This window comes from Caulobacter sp. GW821-FHT12D05, assembly GCF_058807295.1.
Genome location: NZ_JBXAQO010000003.1, coordinates 763,126 through 785,689, shown reverse-complemented (window position 1 = coordinate 785,689; position 22,564 = coordinate 763,126). Strand labels below are relative to the sequence as shown.

22 protein-coding genes and 1 pseudogene are annotated in these 22,564 nt (G+C 69.2%); 13 read left to right on the top strand and 10 right to left on the bottom strand.

The window, feature by feature from the left end; translation table 11 throughout:
• Positions 1-17 precede the first annotated feature (17 nt).
• Entirely contained in the window at positions 18-788 is a 771-nt protein-coding gene (gene ygiD, locus AC1RRR_RS16560; RefSeq protein WP_492814759.1) for a 4,5-DOPA-extradiol-dioxygenase, read from the top strand.
• Positions 789-916: 128 nt separating this feature from the next.
• On the opposite strand, the gene AC1RRR_RS16555 is transcribed toward ygiD, so the two are convergent.
• Complete coding sequence (locus AC1RRR_RS16555; protein ID WP_492814757.1) at positions 917-1,597, bottom strand: DJ-1/PfpI family protein; 681 nt, start codon at positions 1,595-1,597, stop codon at positions 917-919.
• 83 nt (positions 1,598-1,680) lie between these two features.
• On the opposite strand from AC1RRR_RS16555, the gene AC1RRR_RS16550 reads away from it, so the two are divergent.
• The 3 genes from AC1RRR_RS16550 to AC1RRR_RS16540 all read left to right on the top strand — a co-directional run bounded on the left by AC1RRR_RS16550 (position 1,681) and on the right by AC1RRR_RS16540 (position 3,234).
• Complete coding sequence (locus tag AC1RRR_RS16550; RefSeq protein WP_492814755.1) at positions 1,681-2,622, top strand: GlxA family transcriptional regulator; 942 nt, start codon at positions 1,681-1,683, stop codon at positions 2,620-2,622.
• Between the two features lie 81 nt (positions 2,623-2,703).
• Complete coding sequence (locus AC1RRR_RS16545; RefSeq protein WP_291871492.1) at positions 2,704-2,880, top strand: hypothetical protein; 177 nt, start codon at positions 2,704-2,706, stop codon at positions 2,878-2,880.
• Between the two features lie 96 nt (positions 2,881-2,976).
• A complete protein-coding gene (locus AC1RRR_RS16540) occupies positions 2,977-3,234 on the top strand; it encodes a hypothetical protein (RefSeq protein WP_492814753.1) in 258 nt (85 codons plus the stop codon).
• Between the two features lie 46 nt (positions 3,235-3,280).
• Here the strand turns inward: AC1RRR_RS16540 and AC1RRR_RS16535 are convergent.
• From AC1RRR_RS16535 to AC1RRR_RS16525, 3 genes and pseudogenes are all read right to left on the bottom strand, one after another.
• A pseudogene (locus AC1RRR_RS16535) lies at positions 3,281-3,354 on the bottom strand (hypothetical protein); the annotation flags it as partial.
• Between the two features lie 8 nt (positions 3,355-3,362).
• The gene (locus AC1RRR_RS16530; protein ID WP_492814751.1) at positions 3,363-4,268 is read right to left on the bottom strand and encodes a carbon-nitrogen hydrolase family protein; all 906 of its coding nucleotides are present in this window, start codon (positions 4,266-4,268) and stop codon (positions 3,363-3,365) included.
• Positions 4,265-4,822, bottom strand: a complete 558-nt coding sequence (locus AC1RRR_RS16525) for a DUF1003 domain-containing protein (protein WP_492814749.1) — start codon at positions 4,820-4,822, stop codon at positions 4,265-4,267. Before AC1RRR_RS16525 ends, AC1RRR_RS16530 begins: the two co-directional genes overlap by 4 nt.
• Before the next feature lie 117 nt (positions 4,823-4,939).
• Between AC1RRR_RS16525 and AC1RRR_RS16520 the strand changes: the two genes are divergently transcribed.
• Entirely contained in the window at positions 4,940-5,119 is a 180-nt protein-coding gene (locus AC1RRR_RS16520; RefSeq protein WP_492814747.1) for a YegP family protein, read from the top strand.
• A 181-nt stretch (positions 5,120-5,300) separates the two neighbouring features.
• On the top strand, positions 5,301-6,131 hold the full coding sequence (locus tag AC1RRR_RS16515; protein WP_492814745.1) for an SDR family oxidoreductase: 831 nt from the start codon (positions 5,301-5,303) through the stop codon (positions 6,129-6,131).
• On the opposite strand, the gene AC1RRR_RS16510 is transcribed toward AC1RRR_RS16515, so the two are convergent.
• From AC1RRR_RS16510 to AC1RRR_RS16490, 5 genes are all read right to left on the bottom strand, one after another.
• Positions 6,091-7,242: a cell wall hydrolase gene (locus AC1RRR_RS16510; RefSeq protein WP_492814743.1), complete on the bottom strand. Its 1,152-nt coding sequence runs from the start codon at positions 7,240-7,242 to the stop codon at positions 6,091-6,093. The two genes, AC1RRR_RS16515 and AC1RRR_RS16510, sit on opposite strands and share 41 nt — an antisense overlap.
• A 440-nt stretch (positions 7,243-7,682) precedes the next feature.
• A complete protein-coding gene (locus AC1RRR_RS16505; RefSeq protein ID WP_492814741.1) occupies positions 7,683-8,702 on the bottom strand; it encodes a hypothetical protein in 1,020 nt (339 codons plus the stop codon).
• 35 nt (positions 8,703-8,737) lie between these two features.
• Positions 8,738-9,067, bottom strand: coding sequence for a PadR family transcriptional regulator (locus AC1RRR_RS16500; RefSeq protein WP_492814739.1), 330 nt, complete (start codon positions 9,065-9,067; stop codon positions 8,738-8,740).
• 117 nt (positions 9,068-9,184) lie between these two features.
• Positions 9,185-10,084 carry an SDR family oxidoreductase gene (locus AC1RRR_RS16495; RefSeq protein ID WP_492814737.1) on the bottom strand — a complete coding sequence of 300 codons (900 nt, stop codon included), beginning with the start codon at positions 10,082-10,084 and terminating at the stop codon, positions 9,185-9,187.
• 14 nt (positions 10,085-10,098) lie between these two features.
• Positions 10,099-10,842, bottom strand: a complete 744-nt coding sequence (locus AC1RRR_RS16490; RefSeq protein WP_492814735.1) for an SDR family oxidoreductase — start codon at positions 10,840-10,842, stop codon at positions 10,099-10,101.
• 105 nt (positions 10,843-10,947) lie between these two features.
• On the opposite strand from AC1RRR_RS16490, the gene AC1RRR_RS16485 reads away from it, so the two are divergent.
• Together AC1RRR_RS16485 and AC1RRR_RS16480 are read left to right on the top strand one after the other, a co-directional pair.
• On the top strand, positions 10,948-11,832 hold the full coding sequence (locus tag AC1RRR_RS16485) for a LysR family transcriptional regulator (RefSeq protein ID WP_492814733.1): 885 nt from the start codon (positions 10,948-10,950) through the stop codon (positions 11,830-11,832).
• Between the two features lie 16 nt (positions 11,833-11,848).
• On the top strand, positions 11,849-12,286 hold the full coding sequence (locus AC1RRR_RS16480) for a DUF1810 domain-containing protein (RefSeq protein ID WP_492814731.1): 438 nt from the start codon (positions 11,849-11,851) through the stop codon (positions 12,284-12,286).
• Here the strand turns inward: AC1RRR_RS16480 and AC1RRR_RS16475 are convergent.
• On the bottom strand, positions 12,283-13,263 hold the full coding sequence (locus AC1RRR_RS16475; RefSeq protein WP_492814729.1) for a quinone oxidoreductase family protein: 981 nt from the start codon (positions 13,261-13,263) through the stop codon (positions 12,283-12,285). The two genes, AC1RRR_RS16480 and AC1RRR_RS16475, sit on opposite strands and share 4 nt — an antisense overlap.
• Before the next feature lie 155 nt (positions 13,264-13,418).
• Between AC1RRR_RS16475 and AC1RRR_RS16470 the strand changes: the two genes are divergently transcribed.
• The 5 genes from AC1RRR_RS16470 (at position 13,419) to uvrB (ending at position 22,455) form a co-directional block, all read left to right on the top strand.
• The gene (locus tag AC1RRR_RS16470; RefSeq protein ID WP_492814727.1) at positions 13,419-14,306 is read left to right on the top strand and encodes a LysR family transcriptional regulator; all 888 of its coding nucleotides are present in this window, start codon (positions 13,419-13,421) and stop codon (positions 14,304-14,306) included.
• A gap of 118 nt (positions 14,307-14,424) precedes the next feature.
• Entirely contained in the window at positions 14,425-17,280 is a 2,856-nt protein-coding gene (locus tag AC1RRR_RS16465; protein WP_492814725.1) for a TonB-dependent receptor, read from the top strand.
• Between the two features lie 68 nt (positions 17,281-17,348).
• Positions 17,349-18,896 (top strand): hypothetical protein, encoded by a 1,548-nt coding sequence (locus AC1RRR_RS16460; RefSeq protein WP_492814724.1) that lies wholly within the window; start codon positions 17,349-17,351, stop codon positions 18,894-18,896.
• A complete protein-coding gene (locus AC1RRR_RS16455; RefSeq protein WP_492814722.1) occupies positions 18,896-20,128 on the top strand; it encodes a hypothetical protein in 1,233 nt (410 codons plus the stop codon). The genes AC1RRR_RS16460 and AC1RRR_RS16455 overlap by 1 nt, the downstream gene beginning before the upstream one ends.
• Before the next feature lie 68 nt (positions 20,129-20,196).
• A complete protein-coding gene (uvrB, locus tag AC1RRR_RS16450) occupies positions 20,197-22,455 on the top strand; it encodes an excinuclease ABC subunit UvrB (RefSeq protein WP_492814721.1) in 2,259 nt (752 codons plus the stop codon).
• The last annotated feature ends 109 nt before the right edge of the window (positions 22,456-22,564 follow it).

Sequence of the window (22,564 nt, the reverse complement as noted above, 5' to 3'; positions counted from 1 at the left end):
TTCTGATAGGTCAAGCCATGTCTCGCATGCCCGTCCTGTTCGTCGGCCACGGCTCGCCGATGAACGCCATCGAGGACAATGCCTGGAACCGCGACTGGGCGCGGCTGGGCGTCGAGCTGCCGCGGCCCAAGGCGGTGCTGATGATCAGCGCCCACTGGGAGACGCGCGGCGCCTCGGCGGTCAGCGCCTCGGAAGCGCCCAAGACCATCCATGATTTCGGCGGCTTCCCGCAGGCGCTGTTCGACGTCCAGTACCGCGCGCCGGGAGATCCGGCCTTGGCGGCGCGGGTGGCCGAGCTCTTGTCGCCCGATCCGGTGGTGCAGCATCCGACGCGGGGGTTGGACCATGGGGCTTGGGGTGTGTTGAAGCCGATGTATCCGCACGCCGACGTGCCGGTGGTGCAGCTGAGCCTGGATCGCGGGCGGTCGGACCGGTGGCACTATGAGGCCGGCCGTCGCCTCAGCGTCCTGCGGGATGAAGGCGTGCTGATCATGGGCAGCGGCGACATCGTCCATAACCTGCGGGCGGCGGACTTCCGGCGGCCCGAGGCGCCGGAATGGGCGGATCGGTTTAATGAGCGTGCGAAGGCGCTGATCTTGGCCGGTGATCATGATCCGCTGATCGACTGGCGGAGCCTGGGGCCGGATGCGGAGATCTCGATCAACAGCGCGGAGCATTACCTGCCGCTGCTTTATGTGCTGGGCGCGCAGGAGACTGGGGAGGCTGTGAGCTTCTTCAATGACGACGTGTTCGCGGCGATTTCGATGACCGGCGTAAAGATCGGCTAGCGCTGAAAAGATGCTCCCCCGCGATGCGGGGGAGCTGTCGCGGAGCGACTGAGGGGGCGAGCGCGGCTTAAGCCCAGCTGGCCCCCTCCGGCCCTCTGGGCCACCTCCCCCGCATCGCGGGGGAGGATCTACAACGCTTCCGCCGCCTTCTTCGCTGCCGCCTCCCGCTCCTCCATCCCCTTCCCGTAAATCCCGCTCACCCGCCGCCGCACCGCCTCCGGCGCCGTCTCCGGCCGCCCGGCGTTGAACGGCGGGTCCGGCGCATACTCCACCGCCAGCTGAATGCTCTGCGCCATGTCGTCCCCCGCCAGCTCGGCCACCACCGTCAGGGCGAAGTCGATCCCCGCCGTCACCCCGCCGCCTGTGATGTAGCGCCCGTCCCGCGCCACCCGCGACGGATCGGGGATCGCGCCGAACAGCGCCAGCTGGTCGCGCCAAGCCCAGTGGCACGCCGCCCGCTTGCCCTTCAGCAACCCCGCCGCGCCCAGCACCAGCGAGCCCGTGCAGACCGAGGTCACATACTTCGCCCCATCGGCCAGCCGCCGGATCTCGGCGATGAAGTCCATGTTCCCCATCGCCTCTGTCGTGCCGAAGCCGCCCGGCACCAGCAGCAGGTCGCAGGCCTCGATATCCGACAGCTTGGGCAGGTGCGCGAAGACCAGGCCGTCGGCCTCGATCTCGCCGCCGTCCAGGCTGGCGACGGTGACTTTGGCGCCGGGCAAGCGGCACAGGATCTGGTGCGGACCGGTGAAGTCCAGGTGGGTCACGCCGGGGAACAGGGCGATCACGATTTGTAGCGGCTGGCTCATGCGATGGTCTCCGTCATGATTGCGGAGAGAACATGGTTCAGTTAGCGTCTGTCTGAAATGACATAGTTCCCACGGAAACCGCCATGGCACGCGCAATCGGCTTCCTCGTCTACCCAGGCTTCCAGCTGCTGGACGCCACAGGCCCCATCGCCGCCTTCGAGATCGCCGGCCGCCTGTCGCCCGGCGCCTATTCCCTGCATTTCCTGTCGCTGCACGGCGGCCTGACGCCCAGCTCCTCGGGCGTGGTGATCCAGACCACCGCCCTGGCTGACTGCCCACGCCTGGACACCCTGCTGATCTCCGGCGGCGACGGGGTGAAGGTGCCGGCCACCTGCGACGCCACCCTGGCCTTCGTGCGTGAGGCCGGCCGGCTGTCGCGGCGCGTGGCCTCGGTGTGCTCCGGGACCTACGTCCTGGCCGAGGCGGGCCTGCTGGACGGCAAGCGCGCCACCACCCACTGGAGCCGGACCAAGGACTTCCAGCGGCGCTATCCCAAGATCCGTCTGGAGCCCGACCGGATCTTCATCCAGGACGGGGCGATCTGGAGTTCGGCCGGCATCACCGCCGGCATCGACCTGGCGCTGGCCCTGATCGGCGCCGACGAGGGCGAGGCCGTGGCCTGCCGCACGGCCCAGCAGTTGGTGGTCTATCATCACCGCCCCGGCGGCCAGTCGCAGCATTCGGCGTTGATCGACCTGCGCCCCGGCCGCTTCGACGCCCTGCTGTCCTGGGCGCGCCAGAACCTGGCCGAGGCCCTGTCGGTCGAGCAACTGGCCGACCGCGCCGCCATGAGCCCGCGCAACTTCGCTCGCCTGTTCGCCCAAGAGACCGGCGTCACCCCCGCCAAGGCCGTCGAGCGCCTGCGGGTCGAGGCCGCTCGCGCCTTGCTGGACAGCGGCCCGCTGCAGGTCGAGGACGTCGCGCTGGAGACCGGCTTTGGCGACTCTGAGCGCATGCGTCGTGCCTTCATTCGCGCCTATGGCCAGCCGCCGCAGGCGCTGAGACGCGCTTCGAAAGCAAGCTGAAACACGGCGACATCGACCAGCAACACAGGGCGCGGACGGTGGCCGGGTCGGGGGACACAAACCTTCATCCCGGAGAACTCAATGACCGTCGCGAAGATGTTGGGGGCCTCGGCCCTGGTCGCCGCCGCCCTGACCCTCGCCGTCCCCGCCAGCGCCGCCCCCTATCACCACGGCAAGCCGCACAAGGTGAAGGTCTGCAAGTGGGAGCGCCATCACGGTCACAAGACCAAGGTCTGCCACTGGGTGACCCGCCGCTAAAAACCTAAGCGGGGCCGTACATTTCGGACATAGTTTTGCAACGACCGGCAAGGATCGTGGTTACCGATCGAGGGACCATCGATCCTTGGAGGACAAATGTCCGTCATGAAACTGCTGAGCGTCGCGGTCATCGCGGCCTCGGCCCTGGTGGTCAGCGTTCCCGCTGCCGCCGACGCCCACGACCGTCGTGACCGTTATGACCGGCACGAACGCCACGACCGCTACGACCGAGGCCGCTACGATCGCGTGCGTTACGATCGCGGCCGCCACCACCGCGGCCACAAGGTCAAGGTCTGCCACCGCGAGTGGCGGCACGGCCACCGCGAACGGGTGTGTTACTGGACCTGGCGGTAATTTCTAAGTTCCAAAGCGTGTCATCCCGGAAGCCTCGCAGAGGCTATCCGGGACCCAGGGGCCGGCGTACTGCGGTTGCCCTGGGTCCCGGCTCTCCGCTTCGCTGCGGCCGGGATGACACGTAGGGGCTAAACCGCCCGCCGATCCGCCGACCGCGGATCCACCACCACGTCCCCCGAGTTCAACACCCCGTCGATCGCGCGCCCTCGCCAGGCGACGGTGCTGTCGTAGATGTCGGCGCTTAGGTCGACCTCCGACACCAACAGCCCCTCCGTCTCCGCCTCCAGCACCCCGGTGATCACCCCATCCGGCCGCACGCAGAACGACGGCCAGCAGCTCCTGGGCGCCGTCGAGTTCGGGCAGCTGATCCACATGTTGTTGTTCGAGGCGCTGGCGATCATGCCCGCGGGCATGGTGATGGCCGGCAAGGTGGTCCCGCCGGTCAGAAGATGCGTGCCGACCCCCGCTTCCATCTCCGCGAACCGTGTCTCGCTCAGTCCACCCGCGTGGAAGCCGTGGAACATCATTCGCACGCCCAGCCGGTAGTAGGCCCGATAGAGCTCCGGATACCGGTAGTCATGGCAGACCAGCACCCCACACCGGACGCCGCCGATCTCGAACACCGCGAAGTGGTCGCCAGGCGAGTAGTGGGCCAGGTCCCCCGTCAGCCCTTCCGCGTCGCCGGCGCAGAACCGCTTGTCATAGCGGTCGACCAGCGCGCCTGTGGCGTCGATGACATAGACGCTGTTGTGCGGCTTGTGCCCGCCGCTCAATCGATGGGCTGAGCCGACCACGGTCCAGAGCTCCAGCTCTCCCGCCAACCTCATCACCGCCCGCGTCGCGGCCTGGCAGGCGTCCCAGTCGAAACCGTCGAAGCTTTCGAAGTCGACGCCGGCGTAACCCGACAACGCCGCCTCGCAGAAGTGGGCCACATCCGCCCCCGCCGCCTTGGCCTGGCGCATCAGCCGCTGGACCGCCGCCAGGTTCGCGGCGATGTCGGCCGAGACCGCGAACTGAGCGGTGGCGACCCTCACGCCGGCCGCTCCGCCCGCAGCCGCGCCACCTCCGTCTGCAGCTCGCTCAGCCGGGCGGCGTGTTCGCGGCACAGGACCATCAGCTCGTCGCTGCGCAGGGCGTCCAGCTTGTCGATCACCCGCATGATCTCCAGCTCGGCGCGCAGGTTGACGGCGTAGTCGTGCTCGGCGGTCTTGCGGTCCTTCGCCGCCTGGCGGTTCTGGCTCATCATGATCACCGGCGCCTGGATGGCCGCCAGGGTCGAGAGCAGCAGGTTCAGGAAGATGAAGGGATACGGGTCGAAGGCGTGCTTGAACGGGGCCAGCGCCAGGTTCAGCCCCATCCACAGGAACAGCGCCGCGCCAAAGCCGCCGATAAAGCCCCACGAGCCGCCGATGGCCGCCACCCGGTCGGCCAGGCGGGTCCAGAAGGTGTTGTCGTCATCCTCGTCGGGCTCGTCGGAAGGCTCCTCGTGCAGGATCAGGTCGATGACCCGCTTCTGCACGTCGCTGAGCTCGGCATAGGGCTGGCTGAGCAGTTCGCGGGACAGCTGGTCGAGGTGTTCCTGGGTCATCGGGGACTCACGGCGGACGTTACAAAGCCGAGATTGACAGGGTCGTGTCTGGAAGGCGACGGTCCCTGCATCGGGTGGGGCCGATGACTTCCTGTTCCTTCCTCAAGGAGAAGACCGATGGCCCATAAGTTTCTGATCAAGAAGAACAAGGCGGGCGAGTTCGTCGCCTACTTCACCTACAACAGCGAGAACATCTTCTGGACCGAAGGCTATTCCTCGAAAGCCGGGGCCAAGAACGCCATCGAGTCGATCAAGAAGAACGGCCCGGACGCCGAGGTCGACGACCAGACGGACTAAGCGGAAGCGCTCGGCATAGATGCTCCCCCGCGATGCGGGGGAGCTGTCGCGGAGCGACTGAGGGGGCCAACTCGGCCTCGATCCAGCTAGCCCCCTCCGGCCCTCCGGGCCACCTCCCCCGCAACGCGGGGGAGGATCTACCAGGCGCCCTTGACCCTTCCGCCGCTTAGGCATCTGATCATTGATAACAATGATACGGGAGGGGAATGCCATGGCCGCCAATGGCCGGAAATCCATCTTCATCACCGGGGCCGCCAGCGGCATCGGCCTGGCCTGCGCTAAGCGGTTCGCGCGGGCCGGCTGGTTCGTCGGGCTGTCGGACATCGACAAGGTCGGCCTCTCGGCGGCGCGCGAAGCCATCGGCCCCGACAACGCTTCGGTCCATCCGCTGGACGTCCGCGACCGCGAGGGCTGGGCCAACGCCCTGGGCGACTTCGGCCGCGAGACCGGCGGCAAGGCGGACGTGATCCTGAACAACGCCGGCGTCGCCCGCTTCGGGGTGCTGGAGGACCTGTCGGACGCCGACTGCGACATCCAGATCGACGTCAACATCAAGGGCGTGATCAACGGCGCCCGCGTGGGCCTGCCGCTGCTTAAAAGCGCCGGCGGGCGACTGATCAATATCGCTTCGTGCGCGGGCCTGTACGGCTCGCCCAAGCTGGCGGTCTATTCGGCCACCAAGTTCGCGGTGCGGGGGCTGTCGGAAGCGCTCGACGTCGAATACGCCCTGCACGGCGTCAGCGTCGCCTGCGTCATGCCGTGGTTCGTCGAGACGCCGATCCTGAACGCCGGGGCCTCAGGCACGAACGAGCAGATGGCCGACGCTTTGCGCGCCGGCGGCCTGGAGGTCTATCCGGTGGAGGACGCCGCCCAGGTGGTCTGGGAGGCCGCGCACGGCAAGGCGCTGCACTATTTCGTGGGCAAGCGGGCGAAGCAGATGCGCTTCGCCAGCAGCCACATGCCCAATGCCGTTAGGAAGCGGCTCCGCTCGCAGCCCCTACTGTCGTCTTGAGGCCGTCCAGCGGACGGTCGGACGTCGGGACCAGGGCCTTGACCGGGGTGGCCTGAGTCTTGGGGGCCGTGGCGATCGGGGCCGAGGCCGGCTCGGTCACCTGCGCGCCGACCGGACCGCCCATGCCCGGCGCGTTCGACGCCGGCTCCAGACGGCCGATGGCGCTGGCGGCATAGACCACCGGCGGACGACCATCAGCCGTCAGGCTGGCGATCTCGGACGGCGCGATGTCATCGACGGTCGGCAGGTGCGACGGGGCGAAGCTGCCCGACGACGCGCCATGACGGCCGAAACGATAGAAGATGTGCATGCCCACCTGAGCCACGCGCAGCAGGCGCGGACCCCAGCCGGGCGAGACATTGATCGTGTGGAAGTGCGTGGCCGAACCGACCGCGCTGGACATCTCGCCGGCCAGGGTGCGCGAGGCGACCTTGCGAGCGCGCGACCAGGCGCCGATGTCGCGGGCGCGGCGCATCGAGCCGTCGCAGGCGAAGCTGAACTGGCAGCCCGTGCGGTTATAGGCGCCTTGGAACACCACGCCGCAGATCGACTTCGGGAAGGCCGGGTGACGCACGCGGTTCATGACCACCTGGGCCACGGCCGCCTGGCCGCTGGGGGTCTCGCCACGGGCTTCGTAATAGACGGCGTCAGCCAGGCATTCCAGCTCGCGCGAGCTCTCCAAAGCATTGCGCAGTTGGAACGGACCCGCGATCCCGGGGTTGAATGCAGAGCCGAAGCTGGCGCGCAGCATCAGCGGACCGGTGCGGCCCGACTGGCCGGGACGCAGGTTCGCGCCTTCCAGGCGCGCGGTCAGCATGGCCGACTGGCGGTCGCGCTGATCGTCGAGAGCGGCAAACAGATAAGGATCGTGACGCTTGGCCACGGCGAGCGCGCCGGGGTCCATACGCGTAGAAGCGCTCAGCATGGCCGCGTCGGAGAAATCCCCCGATGCGCCTTCCGCCAATCGGGCGACGCGGGCGTGGGTGGAGGCCGATTGAGCCAGGCCACCCAGAAGGTAAACGCCGCCCAGAGCCAGACCCGTGATGGATCCGACCAATACGGCGCCGACCAGCCCGCGCGCGTCCGCGCGCGTCTGCGACTTGATATACAAAACTAGCGTCCTGCGCGGCGAGGGCGCTCCGGCCCCCCGACAAAAACCACCTCGAAACCCCCGAAATTCACTGGCGGGGAACCCTTCGAAGCGGGTGGACTGGCCGTAACACGCTGTGGCCAAGATCCTGCTTGATGGGGCTTATGACGTATCCATGAACGACTCGCAAGCACTTGCCGCACTGCAGCATGGCGTCTGCGCTTAGAAGTCGCACAGTCAAATTGTTAACGCGTTGAATCGTAGCGAAAAGCTCGACAAGTGCGATCGGCGTTTTTTTGTGGATCAAAAACCCTTGCCACGTCTTTGCTCGGACTTTTCGCGCGAGACTTCGGCGGCGCCGCATCGATACTCGACGACGACATAAACCTTAACAATCTTGCTTAATTGGCCGCGCGGATTGGGCGGGTTCCGGACGAACTGTCGGCCCCGCCCTCGCCGCCCTACCGCCCCTTCACCAGCCGCCACCCGTCGACGAACAGCTTGGTCACGTTGGCCGCCACGGCGACTGCCAGGATCACCATGAAGGTCGTGTCGACCACCTGCTGCAGCTTGGCGAAGTCGGCCGCGTGGTCGCCGTTCGTCACGAAGGTGACCAGCGGGAAGGCGGGCCACAGGATGGCGCTGATCGCCAGGCCACCCAGCGCGGCCAGGATCTCGGTCGCCGCCCGCGCTCGCACCCAGGCCGGCTGGATCACCAGGATCAGAGCCGACAAGCCTTGCAGGACGGCCAGGCCCAGGATCGGCCAGTGCAGGGCCAGGACGACCGGGCTCACGACAACGCCGAAACCGTCGGGCGCGTGCACGATCCGCTCCATCGGGAACGGCAGGGTGCCGGTCCACCAGGCGATGAACAAGGCGACGGCCGCCAGTTCGAACACGGCTTCGAAACGGGTCTTGGCGAACCAGCCCTTGCCGCCGGTCCAGCTCGACCAGGTCCAGTCGCCACCGCCCATCCAGTCCTTGCCTTCCGGCAGGACGGGCAGATCGCTGACCTTCCAGTTGGCCAAGTCGCCGACCTTGATCCAGCCGCGCTCGACCGCCGCCGCGATCACCGTGGCCGTGCCGATCAGGCTGAGCGCGGTGGGGATGAAGTCCGACAGGATGCCGCCGATCCGATGGTTGTTACCCTGGCCGGCGATCAGCACCACCACCGCCGGGACCACCGTGGCCAGGGCGGCGATGGCCAGCAGCACCTTCACGGCGAACAGCCAGAACGGATAGATCTCCGGCCCGACCAGCGCGCGGTGCGGGCCGTAGCGGCCGGCCACGGCGATCGGGTGACCGATCTCGCGCAGCAGGCTTTCCGTGCCGGCCTTGTCGAGCGGACGGCCCAGCGCCGCCTCCTTCTCCTCGACACGGTTCATGATCAGGTCGCGCAGCTCGGCGACGATGTCCTGGCGCGAGGCCTTCGGCAGCAGGGCGGCCACGGCCGCCAGATAACGATCGATCAGATCGCTCATGGTCTTGTCCCCTTGAGAATGGTGTGGAGCCGGCATCACAGCAGCGGCTCGAGGGCGGCGTTGATCGCGCGCCATTCGTCGGCGAGACGGACGAGCACCGCCCGGCCCTCCGCCGACAGCTGGTAGAAACGCTTCTTGCGCTTGTCTTCCTCGCGCCATTCGCTGGCCAGGAGCCCTTGGCTCTCCAGCCGACGCAGCATGGGATAGAGCGCGCCTTCGTCGATCTCGACACCTACGGTCGAGAGGGCCTGGCGCAGGCTGTAGCCGTAACGCTCCTCCCGCAGCTGGGCGAGCACGGCCAGGATCAGCGTCCCCCGCCGCAGCTCCTGTCGGAGCGATTCAAAGATGTCCGTATCGGTCGGCATGGGGTGTGCGCCACATAGTGTGCATCACATGGTGTGTGACGCACACTGTATGTCACACAGTATGATCAGGAGTCAACAGATGCTCCCCCGCGATGCGGGGGAGCATCTTTGTCCGCGCTACTTCACCACCGGCTTCAGCAGGTCCTGCAGGCCCACCCGCCAGAACAGCTCGGCCCGCACGCGATCCGCCACGCCGTTGACGATCTCGGCCCCGTCCTGCGAGGGGTCGATGTGCACCCGGAATGGACGCTGGCCGAAGGGCGTGTCGACCACCCGGGCGATGGCCTTGGCCACCTCGCCGGCGTCGGCGTCAGCGGGCTCCAGCGCGGTCAGGCCGTTCAGCGCCGCCTCGGCCACGCCGGCATAGGGCCCGTCCATGTATGCCCCAGCCACCGCCTCATCGGCCGGCTTACCGGAGTGAGCGAAGTGGTTGGTGCCCTTGGTGAAGGCCCCCGGCACGATGATCGAGGTCTCGATGCCCCAGCGGGTCAGCTCACTGGCGTAGGAGACCGCCAGGCTGTCCATCGCCGCCTTGGCCGCGAAGTACGGAGCCAGGAACGGCGGGGTGCCGCCCCGGGTCGAGCTGGACGACACCCAGACCACCAAGCCACGCCCCAGCTGGCGCAGGACCGGCAAGGCGGCGCGGTTAACGCGCTGAGTCGAGAGGACGTTGACGTCGAACAGCTGCGTGTACTGCTCGGGTGTGAAGGCCTCGGCGGGGCCAAAGCTCATATGGCCGGCATTATGGACGATGACGTCCAGGCGGCCGTCCTTGGCGACGATCTGGTCGATGGCGGCCTGCACCGAGGCCTCCGAGGCCACGTCCAGCTCGACGGTGCGCAGGTCGACGCCGTGCGCCTTGGCGTAGTCGGCGGCGGCGGCCACTTGCGGCGCGTTGCGGCCGGTCGTCTCGCGCATCGAGGCGTAGACGGTGTGGCCGGCGCCGGCCAGTTCGCGGGCGGTCAGCGCCCCGAAGCCCGAGGATGCGCCGGTGACGAGGATGACTTGCTTGCTCATGACAGGGCTCCTTCTCAGATGATGCCGCCGTTGACGCGCAGGGTCTGGCCGTTGACCCAGGCGCCGTCCGGACCGGCCAGGAAGGCGATGGTCGACGCGATGTCCTCGGGCTGGCCGAGGCGCTCCAGAGGCGCGGCCTTGGTCAGGCGCTCGATCACCTCGTCGGGCTTGCCGTCCAGGAACAGCTTGGTCGCCGTCGGGCCGGGCGCGATGCTGTTGACCGTGATGTTCCGGCCGCGCAGCTCCTTGGTCAGGATGGCGCTCATGGTCTCGACCGCCGCCTTGGTCGCGGCATAGACGCCGTAGTTCACCGGCAGCAGGCCCACGACGCTGGACGAGAGGTTGATGATCCGGCCGCCGTCGCGCAGGCGACGGGAAGCCTCGCGCAGGGTGTTGAAGACGCCCTTCAGGTTCACGGCGATCGTCTGGTCGAACAGGGCGTCGTCGGTGTCGGCCAGGCTGGCCAGCTTCATGATCCCGGCATTGTTGACCAGGACGTCGACGCCGCCGAAGGCCGCCTCGGCATGGTCGAACAGCCGGCGCACGGCGGCCGGATCGCTGACGTCGGCCTGGGCGGTGATGGCCTTGCCGCCGGCCGCCTCGATCTCGCGCACGGTCGCCTCGGCGGGGGCGGCGTTACCGGCGTAGTTGACGATGACGGTGAAGCCGTCGCGGGCCAGACGCTTGGCGGTCTCCGCGCCGATGCCGCCCGAGGCGCCGGTCACCAGCGCCACCTTGTTCTCAGTCGATTGGGTCATGGTTGGTCTCCTTCGATGGAGCGACCATGCGCCTTCGCCTGAGTTGAATAATTCAGCCAAACACGACATGACTATTCGTATTGTCGAATAATAGGAGCGCGCGGCGTGGATCGGTTCGAGGCCATGCGCCTGTTCACCCGGATCGTGGAGCGCCGCAGCTTCACCCAGGCCGCCGCCGACCTCGACCTGCCCCGCTCGACCGCCACCGAGGCCGTGCAGCAGCTGGAGGCGCGGCTGGGCGTGCGGCTGCTCCAGCGCACCACCCGCCAGGTCAGCCCCACCCTGGACGGCGAGGCCTATTACCAGCGCTGCCTGCGCCTGCTGGACGAGCTGGAAGAGGCCGAGGGCGCCTTTCGCCAGCGCACCCCGACCGGCCTGCTGCGGGTCGACGTGCAGGGCGCCCTGGCGCGGCGGTTCGTGCTGCCCGGCCTGCCCGACTTCCTGGCCGCCTATCCCGAGCTGAAGATCCAGATGACCGAAGGCGACCGGCTGGTCGACCTGGTGCGCGAAGGCGTCGACTGCGTGCTGCGCCTGGGCGACCTGACCGACAGCGCCATGGTGGCCCGGCGCGTGGCCCTGCTGCCGGAAGTGACCTGCGCCGCGCCGGCCTATCTCGCGCGGCGGGGAACGCCCCGGACGCCCGACGACCTCGCGGGCCACCGCATGGTCGGCTTCCTCAACGCCGCGACCGGTCACATCTACCCGCTGGAGCTGACCGTGGACGGCAAGGTCCGCCAGGTCGCGGTGGAGGCGGACGTGACGATCAATTCGGCCGAGAACACGGTCGCCATGGGCCTCCTGGGCCTGGGTCTGATCCAGGCGCCCCGCTACCGGGTCGAGGACTGCCTGGCGGACGGGACCCTGGTCGAGGTGCTGACCGACCATCCGCCGCCCCCGACGCCGGTTTCCCTGCTCTATCCACGCAGCCGACAGCTGTCCCCGCGCGTTCGAGTGTTCATCGACTGGGTCGCGAAGCGTTTCGCCGCCTGACGGTGAGGAGACCGCCATGGGTCACGCCGCGCCACGTCCCCCCAATCCGCTGAGCCGCTTCGTCGACGCCCAGAGTTCCACCTACGACCGCGCGATGGCCGAGTTGCGGCGCGGCGAGAAGACCAGCCACTGGATGTGGTTCGTCTTCCCGCAGATCGCCGGCCTGGGCCGCAGCCCGACCGCGCAGTTCTACGCCATCGCCGACCTGGCCGAAGCCCGCGCCTACCTGGCCCATCCCGTGCTGGGCCCCCGCCTGGTCGAAGCCGTCGAAACCCTCCTGGCCCTGCCCGGCCGCGACGCCCACGCGGTGTTCGGCTCGCCCGATGACCTGAAGCTGCGTTCCAGCCTGACGCTGTTCCAGGCGGCGGCGCCGGAGGAGCCGGTGTTCGGGCAGGCGCTGGTGAAGTACTTCGCCGGGCGCGAGGACATGCTGACGCTGGAGAAGCTCTCCTAGAACACCAGCACCTGCTTGCCCCGCTCCGGCGCGCGAACCGTCTCTTCCAGCGCCGTGCGGAAGTCCTCTAGCGGCCGCACGCCCGCGATCAGCACCTCGACGCTCGGATCGGCCAGCTCTTCCAGCACGCTCGCGATCCAGGCCGCATCACTGACCGGCGGGGCGTCGAAGAAGTAGCGGTAGATGTAGGCGCGGATAATCTGGTCCTGCATCAGCACCTTCAGCGCGTTGGTCTGGAACGGGGCCAGGTCGTAGGCGCCGACGATCACGGCGCGGCCTCGGAAGCCGAGGGCCTCCAGCAGCTGGGTCAGCACTTGCCCACCGATCGCGTCGACAACGCCAGACAGGGTCTCGTCGCCGATCGCAGCGCGCACGGCGTCGGCCAGCGGGACCTCAAGCGCCGACAGCTCGATCACCGCCGCCGCGCCCAGGGCGGTCAGGTCGCGGCCCTCGACCTTGCGGCGGACGATGGCGACGACCTTCACGCCGCGGCGGGCGGCCATCTGGATCAGGAGGGTGGAGACCAGGGAGTGCCCCGCCGTCACTGCCAGCCATTGGCCGGCCTGGACCTCAGAGGCCTCCAGCAGATCGCGGGCGGTGACCGCCGGCATGAACTGGGCGGCGCGCTCGACGGGGTAGTCGTCGGGCAGCGGAACCAGCGCCGCCGGATCGACCGTGACGTACTCCGCCCACAGCCGCGTGGCGCTGAAAGCAACCAGCATGCCGGGCGAAAGGTCGGCGCGGCCGCCGGTCTCGACCACCCGGCCGACGCCGTGGTTGCCGACGATCTGGCCGGGCAGGCTGGGTCGCTTGGCTTCGGGGTACTGGCCCTGGGTGTAGAAGAAGTCGCCCGGATGGATGCCGACGGCGACCATTCGCACCAGGGCCTCTCCAGGCGCGGGGACGGGCTGGGCGACCTCCCGCAACGCCACGACATCGAGGGGCGAACCGAGACGATCTTGAACCAGGGCTTTCATGGCTGTGCTCCGTTGAACTCGGAGCGTCAGATGAAGACCACCGCCCGCCGGGACAATCGCTCCGTCGGGAGCTCTGTTTTCCGCCAGCGGGACAATCGCCGACCTTGCGCCGAAATCGCCGCGCGCCGATCTCCTGGGCGAGCGAGGAGCGGCGCATGCTGGGCTATGACGACGTGGCGATCTTCCTGCGGGTGGCGCGCGAGGGCAGTTTTGTCGCCGCCGCCCAGGCGCTGGGCCTGCCGACCAGCACGGTCAGCCGCCGGGTCGCGGCGCTGGAGGAACGCTTCAAGACCCAGCTGCTGCGCCGGACCACCCGCGCCGTCAGCCTGACCGACGACGGCCGCGCCTTCGTCGACCGCGCCGCCGCGGCCATGGACGAGCTGGAGGCCGCCGCACGGGGCCTGGACGTCTGCGACAGTCGCCTGTCGGGCAAGCTGACCGTCACGGCCCCGCACCATGTCTGCAACGAGGAATTCGCCCCGCACCTGCTGGCCTTCGCCGCCAGGCATCCCGACCTCGTCATGGACCTGCGCCTGACCAACGGCGCGCCGGACCTGGTCGAGGAGGGGATCGACGTCGCCTTCCAGCTGGCGCCGCTGCCCGAGGGCCGGCACGTGGCGCGCAAGCTGTGGACCGCGCCCTATGGCCTGTGGGCCAGCCGGGAGTTCCTGGCCAAGCATCCCGAGGCCGCCGGCCTGGATCATCCCAAACGCCTGGCCCGCCTGCCCGCCGTCGTCACCCCGCCGATCCTGGCCTGGCGGTTCGTCCACGCCGGCGGCGAGACCCTGGCCGTCGCGCCGCGCACCCTCGGGGCTTCGGTCGACGACCTGTCACTGGGCGCCCTGGCCGCCAGCCAGGGGCTGGGCGTGGCCTATCTGCCCAAGGGTCTGGCCGGGCGGTTCCCGGAGCTGGTCGAACTGTCACTGGGGGATTGGCGGGTCGAGGACCGAGAACTCTACGCCCTCTATCCCGCCACGCGGCAACTGTCGCCCAAGGTCCGGGCAGTGATCGACCACGCCCTGGCCGCCCGCGCCGCGCATTGAGACCTTAGCAAAACTTTCAACTCACACGCGCTTGCCCAGATAACAACGTTCGCTCTAAAGCAACGCTGTCAATGTCTGGGCGAAACGGGTCGGGGTGACCTTTCTGAGACGATCTCTATTGGCGGTCTTGTACGTTTGCGCCCTCACGGCGTCAGCGACCGCAGCCGAGCGCGCTGCGACGATCGTCCTGCCCCCTCAGCCGCTGAGCCGAGCGCTGGGCGAGCTGGGCCGCCAGATCGGAGTGGACATCCTGGCCGCCCCGGCCGTGGTCGGCGAGCGCCGCGCCCCGCCTCTGCGCGGCCGCCTCACGCCGGCCCAGGCGCTTGAGCAACTGCTGGCGGGCTCCGGCCTGACCTATGAGCGGACCGAGCCCGGGGTCTATGTCGTGCGCGTCCGACCCAGCGCAGCAGCCGAACGGCCCGAGACGCCGACGGCCCTGCCCGAGCTGCTGATCGTCGGCGTGCGCAGCCAGAACGTCGACCAGCCGCGCGACCCCGACGACATCCAGCCCTACCAGGTCTATGAGCGCAGCACGCTGCGGGGCGCCCAGAGCCTGTCGGCCGACGACTTCCTGCAGACCTGGCTGACCGCCAACACCTACAGCTACCAATCCGTCCCGACCCGCCTGCGCGGCCTGCCGCCCTCGCGCTCGAACTTCTCGTTCCGCGATCCCAACGCCCAGGCCGCGACACTGGTGCTGGTCGACGGGCGGCGCATGCCGGCCATCCCGACCGCCAACCAGATGACCCAGGCCGATATCGGCCCCATCCCCCTGGCCGCGATCGGACGCATCGAGACCCTTGGCTCCAGCAGCGGCGCGCTCTACGGCCTGGGCGCGGTCAATGGCGTGGTCAATCTGGTGCTGGATCGCGACTACAGCGGCGCCGAGGTCGCCGGGACCTATGGCGCGGGCAAGAAGGGCGACGGCGAGTACGGCCGCTTCGACGCCCGCCTGGGCTGGAGCTCCAAGGGCGGCGGGACGGCGATGATGGTCCGCTACGGCCAGAGGCGCTTCAACGGCGTCACGGTCGGCGACCGGGTCGAGGCCTCCGCGCCGCTGGACGGGGCGCAGCTGAAGGCCGGCCAGAGCTTCAACAGTCCGCCGGGCGACGGGACCACCCTGTTCGGGGTCAGCGGCCCGTTCACGGTCGGCGGCGTCTCGATGACCAAGAGCTACATCCCCGCCGACTATGACGGCCGCGAACCGATCGAGGCGGTGCTGATCCGCAACGCGGGCCTCTCCGCCCCCGGCCTGGCCCAGGGCCACAAGGACCGGCAGCTCTCGGCCGACAGCCGCAGCGACGCGATCCTGGCCAATCTGCGCCAGCGGCTGTGGAGCGGGGCCGAGGCCTATGTCGACTACATCTACCTGGCCAGCCACGACTCGTTCTTCGCGCCCTATGGCGGCTTCTACACCTGGCTGACGCCGGGCCAGGGCGCGGGGGTCCGGTTCTCGGGATCCAGCCAGATCGAGCTGGTCGCGCCCGTGCCCCACACCTTCGGGACCACCGACACCCGGACGATCACGCGCCGCGTCACGGCGGGCCTGGTGTTCGACCTGCCGGCCCGCTGGCGCGGCGGCGTCGACTACGCCGTGGGCTCCTCGCGCATTCGCTATCTGGGCGGCGACTACGGCTTTCCCTATGAGACCTTCCAGAGCGTCGCCGACGGGGTCATGCCCGACGGCCGGCCCGCGCCCAACCCCTTTGGCGACCAGGCCAAGTTCCTGGCGGACCTCAAGGGCTATGCGACCCAGGGCGCGTCCGCCGAGCCCCTGAGCGGGACGCGGCTGGAGGACATCTCGCTGCGCGCCTCGGGACCGATCGCCCGGGTCAAGGACCGCGACGTGACCCTGTCCCTGACCGCCCAGCAGCTATGGGAGGGCATGCCGCACATGGCCGGCGCGGCCAGCCATCACCTGTCGATGCGCTCGCGGTCGTTGTTCGCCGAGCTGCGCGCGCCGCTGGAGGAGGTCTTCGGCGTGCGCGGCCTGGAGCTGCAAGCCGCGGCGCGCCGCCAGACCGGCCGCATCCGCATCGAATACGGCGGTTATGCCGCCGTGGAGAAGTCCGCCGACCTCTATCTGGTCGGGCTGAAGGCCGAGCCGGTCCGGGGCCTGCTCCTGCGCGGAGCCTACGCCTCCGGCGCCCAGCTGCCTGAGCCCACCATGTTCATGAACATGCGGGGCACCAACGGCAGCAACATGATCGATCCCAAGCGCAATCCGAACGCGCCGATCTCGGCCGAGGGCTGGTTCTGGGGCGTCTATGGCGGCTCGCCCGACCTCAAGCCCGACCAGACCCGGACCTTGTCCGCCGGCGTGGTGCTGGCCTCGCCGCTGATCCCGCGCACACGGCTGTCGGTCGACTACACGCGTATCGAGGGCCACGACCTGCTGGTCAGCGTCTACCGAGGCGCCGACTTCTACATCCTCAACGAGGATCGCTATCCGGGCGCCGTGGTCCGCGCGCCGCTGACCGACGCCGACCGGGCCAAGGGCTATACGGGCGGCAAGATCCTGGAGGTGCGCGACCTCAACGAGAACAGCGGGGCCAGCCTGGTCCAGGCGGTGGACATGACCGCCCAGCACGACCTCGACCTGGCCGGCGGGCGCCTCAGCCTCAGCGCCACGGCGACCTGGCAACCGACCCTGACCCTGCGCACCGCGCCCGACAACTGGCTGGGCAAACGCACGCCCGACGGCGGGGCGCCCGAGTGGCGCGGGGCCGCTGGCGTACGCTGGTCGACGCCCAGCTTCGCGGCCTCGGCCACGGCCCGCTACATCAGCGCCAACGGCCCCACATCCCTGGCCGCGCGCACGACGGTGGACCTGGCGCTGGGCTGGAGCCTGCCGCGTCCGCCCGGCGCCTCCGAGACCGAGCTGCGGCTGGGCGTGCGCAACCTGTTCGACCGCTGGTCGATCGACGATCCGCTGAAACGCCGGTTGGAGGCGACAATCATTGCTCGCTTCTAGAGCGTAAGGCTTTGCCGCAGCGCTCGGGACGTTATCAAGGTCGCCGGGCGTCGCGTTGTGGGGAAGGCATGCGTAGAGGGTTGGCGGTCGCTCTGGCCGCCGTGTCGGTGATCTGCAGCGGGGCGGCCGGGCCTGCCGCCGCCAGCACCGCCGCGAGCCGCACCCAGGTCGCCGGCAAGCTGACGCCGCACACGCCCTGGACCCCGCCGCCCGACGCCATGACCGCCCCGCTGAAGGCGGCGCTGGAGAAGCTGAAGGCCGACGACTATCCGGGCGTCTACGCCCTGGCCAAACCCTATACCGAACGCCCCGACTTCGAGACCCTGCCCGAGACGGTGCGCCACCTGGCCTGGCATCTGGTGGGCCTGGGCGCCTGGCAGACCGACCGCCTGCCCGAGGCGCACAAGGCCTTCAAGACCTCGTCCAAGCTGGCCGGCGCGATCGGCTGGGATTGGCTGTACCGGGCCTACACCGCCCAGGGCGACAAGGACCCGCAGGACTCCGTCTACGCCTTCACCACCATGCTCGAGACCGACCCGGAGCCGCTGGCGCAGGTCGACGACCATTTCATCGGCGAGCTTCGTCGCCAGGCTTTGGAGCTGTCGCGCGGCGAACAGCGGCAGATGGCCCTGGTCGACGACCTGCTGGACCTCGACTGGAAGCCGCGCGACGCCAATGGCGACTGGAGCGACGTCTGGCAGGAACACGCCGCCCGACTGCTGGATCGCGGCGACGTCGCGCGGGCCGGCAAGGCGATGGCGCGGGTCACAGCCCCCGACGCCTTGGCCTCGGCTCGCGCCGATCGCCGCTTCGCCCCGCTGCTGCGCCAGGATCCGGCCCGCTTCGATGTGGCCAAGGCCCATGCCGCGCGCGTCGAAACCACCCGCGCCCGCATGGCCGAGAAGCCCCGCTCGCTGGGGGCGGTCAACGCCCACGCCCTGGCCCTGCTGGGCATGGGTCGCTACGTCGAGGTCTTCGCCGTGACCCAGGCCGCCCTCGACCGCAAGATCGACAGCTGGGACGACGCCCAGGACCGCCCCTGGACGCTGGATATCCAGGCCCGCGCCCTGCGCGACCTGGGCCGCTTCGACGCCGCTTTGACCGCCTGGCGCGTGGCCACCCGGCCCGAGATCGGCGGCGGCGTCAGCCAGGAGCTGAACCTGGCCGACGCCCTGCTGGAGCTGGATCGCCCCGCCGAGGTCCTGACGATCGTCGGCGGCGTGAAACCCGACAAGGTCAGCGCCTTCGGCCGCATGGTCGCCGCCAACCTGTCGGCCTGCGCCAACGCCCAACTGGGCGACCGCGCCGGCGTCGACCGGGCCTTCGCCGCCCTGGCCGCCGACCGCGACGCCATCCCGTTCCTGGAGATGAGCGGCCATCTGTGCGCCGGCGACCAGGACGGCGCGGCCGCCGTGCTGATCGCCCTGCTCAAGGATCCCGAGACCCGGCTGGAAGCCCTGGCCGACGCCCAGGACTATCCGGAAGAGGCGGTCACCGCCCCGTTCCGCCGCGCCCAGCTGGCCCGCCGCCGCGCGCTCTACGCCCGCCCCGACGTCCGCGCCGCCGTCGCCGCTGTCGGTCGCGTCGAGCGTCAGCCCTATCCGGCGGTGTACTGATGCGGCGTCTGCTCCTCGCCCTGTCGGCGGCCCTGGCGCTCGCCGCGCCGGCCATGGCCCAGCGCTTCGCCGACACGCCGCTGGAGCTGACCCAGCCCGCTGACGCCGTCGCCCAGGTCGAGCGCGCGGTGCGGGCCGGCAGTCCGATCAGCGCCTTCGACCACCAGCAGATCCACGACCTGTGGCAGGCGCTGGCTGACAACGACGCCCTGCGCCTGCGGCTGCTGAACGCCCTGGGCACGCTGAACTTCGCCTCCGTCGACGCCATCGACGACGAGGACCAGTTCTGGGAGGACCAGGCCCGCCTGCTGGTCGACAGCCGCGCCGCGCCGCGCGTGGTACTGGCCGCCCTCAAGCGCCTGGTCGGCGTCGACGAGCAGCTGGGCGCTGCCCTGTCGCCGCGCTTCGCCGCCGCCCGCCGGCTGGACGAGGCCTGGTTCGAGCCCAACGCCATCGTCATGCGCGCCTTCACGCGGGCCGACCGGCTGGCGGTCAAGGAGACCGACCGCCTGGCCCTGGTCACCCTGCGCGCCGACTTGCTGGAGCGCCTGGGCCGTCCCGCCGAGGCCCTGGCCCTGGTCGACAAGGCCCTGCTGCGGGTCGAGGTCTCACCGCAGAGCTTCAGCGACACCGACGGCGCCCTCTTGAACCTGCGCGCCGAGCGGGCCTTCAGCCTGTGGCAGCTGGGCCGCTTCGACGACGCCATCGCGGAAGACCGCGCCATCGTGAAGGCCGCCCGCCCGGGTGAGGGCTATGACGGCTGGGCCGACAACATGCTGGTCGGCCATCTCGCCGGCAGCGGTCGCGCCAAGGACGCGCTGAAGGCGCTCGACTACTTCCTCTATCGGCCCAACGGGAACCTAGGCGACTGGATCGTGGCGCGCTCGGTCTGCGTCAATGTCCAGCTCGGCCGGCTGACCGCCGCCCGCCGCGATCTGAAGGACCTGAAAGGCGACACCCTGCCGGCCCGCACCTACGCCCTGCTGTGCCTGGACGATCTGGACGCCGCCGCCGCCAGCTACCGGGCGCGACTGGCCGATGCCGACGCCGCGCCGTGGGCGATCCTGGCCCTATCGGCGCGCGCCCGTCCCAAGACCGTCGGATCCTGGGACACCGTGATGCTGGACCGCCAGGCCGAGGTCGCCGCCCGCTCCGACGTCCAGGCCGCCCTGGTCGCGGCCGGCGGCGCCCGGCGCTCGCCGCTCGTCCCGTCGGGCGGCGAGAACTGGTGACAGACTGCTGCCACTCCCCGTCAGCAGACCCCCTAGCCGAGACCCGCGCGCGTCCCTAACTTGGGGCCATGCCTTCTTCCGATAACAGCGGCGTCTCGGACGTCTCGACGCCCTTCGTCATGGACACGGTCCAGGACGTCGCCGACGGCGTCATGCCCATGCTCTGGACCCCGCACCGCCCCGCGCGGCCGGACAAGTCCGAGGGCGGCAAGAAGTTCAAGCTGGTCAGCGACTACCAGCCCGCCGGCGACCAGCCGACGGCGATCAAGGAGCTGGTCGACGGCATCAACGCCCACGACCAGGACCAGGTGCTGCTGGGCGTCACGGGCTCGGGCAAGACCTTCACCATGGCCCAGGTCATCGAGAAGACCCAGCGCCCGGCGCTGATCCTGGCCCCGAACAAGACCCTGGCCGCCCAGCTCTACAGCGAGATGAAGGGGTTCTTCCCCGATAACGCGGTCGAGTACTTCGTCAGCTACTACGACTATTACCAGCCGGAAGCCTACGTCCCCCGGACCGACACCTTCATCGAGAAGGACAGCTCGATCAACGAGCAGATCGACCGTATGCGCCACTCGGCCACCCGGGCGATCCTGGAGCGCGACGACGTCATCGTCGTGGCCTCGGTCAGCTGCATCTACGGCATCGGCTCGGTCGAGACCTATACGGCCATGACCTTCACCCTGACGGTCGGCGACAAGGTCAACGAGAAGCAGCTGATCGCCGACCTGGTGGCCCAGCAGTACAAGCGCAACGACGCGGCCTTCGAGCGCGGCACCTTCCGCCGCCGGGGCGACACCATCGAGATCTTCCCCGCCCACTACGAGGACCGCGCCTGGCGCGTGACCATGTTCGGCGACGAGGTCGAAGCGATCTCGGAATTCGACACCCTGACCGGCAAGAAGACGTCCGAGCTGGAGACCATCAAGGTCTACGCCAACAGCCACCACGTCACCCCGCGTCCGACCCTGCGCCAGGCGATCATCGCCATTCGCCAGGAGCTGAAGGAGCGCCTGGAGTGGCTGGTCGCCAACGGCAAGCTGCTGGAGGCCCAGCGCCTGGAGCAGCGCACGACCTTCGATCTCGAGATGATCGAGACCACCGGCTCATGCGCCGGCATCGAGAACTACAGCCGCTACCTGTCGGGCCGCCGGCCGGGCGAGCCGCCGCCGACCTTCTTTGAATACATCCCCGACAACGCCCTGCTGTTCACCGACGAGAGCCACCAGACGGTTCCGCAGATCGGCGCCATGTACAAGGGCGACCGCAATCGCAAATGGACCCTGGCGGAGTACGGCTTCCGCCTGCCCTCGGCCCTGGATAACCGCCCCCTCAAGTTCGAGGAGTGGGACGCCATGCGGCCGCAGTCGGTGCACGTCAGCGCCACCCCGGCCAACTGGGAGATGGAGCGGGCCGGCGGCGTCTTCGCCGAGCAGGTCATCCGCCCCACCGGCCTGATCGACCCGCCGGTCGAGGTGCGCCCGGTCTCCAAGGACAATGCCAGCCAGGTCGACGACGTGGTCGACGAGATCCGCCAGACCATCAAGAAGGGCTACCGCACCCTGGTCACCGTGCTGACCAAGAAGATGGCCGAGGACCTGTCGGAGTACCTGAACGAGCAGGGCATCAAGGTCCGCTACATGCACTCCGACATCGATACGCTGGAGCGCATCGAGATCATCCGTGAACTGCGGATGGGCAATATCGACGTGCTGGTGGGCATCAACCTGTTGCGCGAAGGCCTGGACATCCCCGAGTGCGGCTTCGTGGCCATTCTCGACGCCGACAAGGAAGGTTTCCTGCGCTCGGAGACCAGCCTGATCCAGACCATCGGCCGGGCCGCGCGGAACGTCGACGGCAAGGTCATCCTCTATGCCGACCGGATCACCGGCAGCATGGAGCGGGCCATGGCCGAGACCGCCCGCCGCCGCGAGAAGCAGCACGCCTATAACCTCGAGCACGGCATCACGCCCGAGAGCGTCAAGCGCGACATCAAAGACATCCTCAACAGCCCCTACGAGCGCGGAGACCGCGTGCTGGTGCCGATGGGCATGTCCGAAACCGACGACCGCCCGTTCAGCGGCGACAACTTCAAGGCCGCGCTCAAGGACCTGGAAGCCAAGATGCGCGAGGCCGCCGCGAACCTCGAGTTCGAGACGGCGGCGCGGCTGCGCGATGAGATCAAGCGGATGAAGCTGATGGATCTCGAGTTCGCCAATGAGGTTCTGTCGGCGACGGGGGATGAGGTCGATCGCTCCGCGCCGAAGCGGATCCGGGCGGAGATCCGGGCGGAGAAGGCGGAAGAGTTTCGGAAGAAGCGGAAGTAGGCCGGCTCAGCACAGGCCCCCACCTGACCTCGCTCCGCGAGGTCTGTCCGCCCCCAAGCGGGGCGGAGAGGAACCACACCGTCCGCGCCGGGCGGAGCCCTCTCCTCCC